Origin of the sequence: Corallococcus terminator (genome assembly GCF_003611635.1) — a bacterium.
GTDB lineage: Bacteria > Myxococcota > Myxococcia > Myxococcales > Myxococcaceae > Corallococcus > Corallococcus terminator.
The window spans coordinates 1-1,273 of record NZ_RAVZ01000695.1; the positions used below are offsets into that span (position 1 = coordinate 1).

The 1,273-nt window shown below is 74.7% G+C and carries 2 pseudogenes; both read left to right on the forward strand.

Annotation, left to right across the window (positions count from 1 at the left end):
* Positions 1 to 625 (forward strand): annotated as a pseudogene (locus tag D7V88_RS41575) (hypothetical protein); the annotation flags it as partial.
* Positions 626 to 646: 21 nt separating this feature from the next.
* Positions 647 to 1,273: pseudogene (locus D7V88_RS41580) on the forward strand (hypothetical protein); the annotation flags it as partial.

A 1,273-nucleotide genomic window follows, 5' to 3' on the forward strand; every position in this document is an offset into this window, starting at 1 on the left:
GCGCTGGCGGCTGTTGGGGCTGGGGGCGCTGGCGCTGGCGCTGTTCTTCCTGCTGCCCTTCGACATCCGGGGGTACGTCTACTACCTCAACACGCGCTACGCGCACCTGGCCGCGGCGCTGCTGGTGGCGAGCATGCCGGCCACGCGCGTGGAGTGGCGGCGGCCCCTGTGCCTCGCGGCGGCGGCGAGCGCGCTGCTCGTGGCCTTCGTGATGGGGCGCGGCTTCCGCGACTTCGCCGAGGAGGCGCGCGAATGGGACGTGCTCGCGGACGTCACCGGGAACCGGCCGAAGGTGATGGGGCTGGTGTTCGACGCGGGCTCCCACGTGGTGCGCTTCCCCGTGTTCCTGCATGGCGCGGCGGTGCTGGCGCGCGAGCGTGGGGGGGTGCCCAACTTCACCTTCGCCACCACGCCGCACTCGCCGCTGCGCTACCGGGACGCGGTGCCGCCCACCTTCCCCTCCGAGTGGCGTCCGCAGGAGATGGACTACGCGACGCAGGGCGGTTGGTACGACCACTACCTCGTGCGCGGGGCGCACCCGTCGCGCGTCTTTGGGGGGCGGCTCCAGTCAGAACTGGTCATCGTGGGACAGGCCGGACGGAGCTGGCTGGTGCGGCGGCGGTAGCGCGTGCAGTAGAACGCGCCCATGAGCCCTGCCCCCACCGAGCCTCGCCCCCTGCTGGACGCGCTGCGCGCCGGCACCGCCCTGTCCGACTTCGCCGACGCCGCCGTCGAGCAGGCCCGGCGCCTCGCGGGAGACGTGGCCTCCGCATCCCCCGTGGACGTGGAGGCGCTGCCGGAGCCCCTCGCGGGGGCGGTGTTGGAGGCCGCCGTGCTGGCGGGGCACGTGGCGCTGCCGGAGGCCCTGGCTGCCTCCACCGTGAAGCCCCTGGCCAAGGCCGCGAAGAAGGCGCTGTACCGGCTGCGCTCGCGCGGCGTCACCCCGCCCGAGGCCCCCCGGGAGACGGCGCCCGCGGCGGCCCCGGAGACGCTGCCGACGCTGGTGACGGTCGTCTCGTCGACGGGGCAGTACGGCCTGCTGCTCCCGCGCGTGGTGAGGGGCGGCGTGGAGCTGCTCCAGGTCATCGCGTCGGATGAGCAGGGCGTGCTGGAGCTGACGCGCACGGAGGTGAGCCGGGGGGAGGTGCGCCGCATGCTCAAGCACGCGCAGCAGAACCGCTTCGGCTCCGAGGTCTCCCGTGAGGAGGGCGCCACGCTGCTCGCGGAGGCCGCGGCCCTCAACCTGAGCACCCGCACGCCCTTCCCGCCGGAC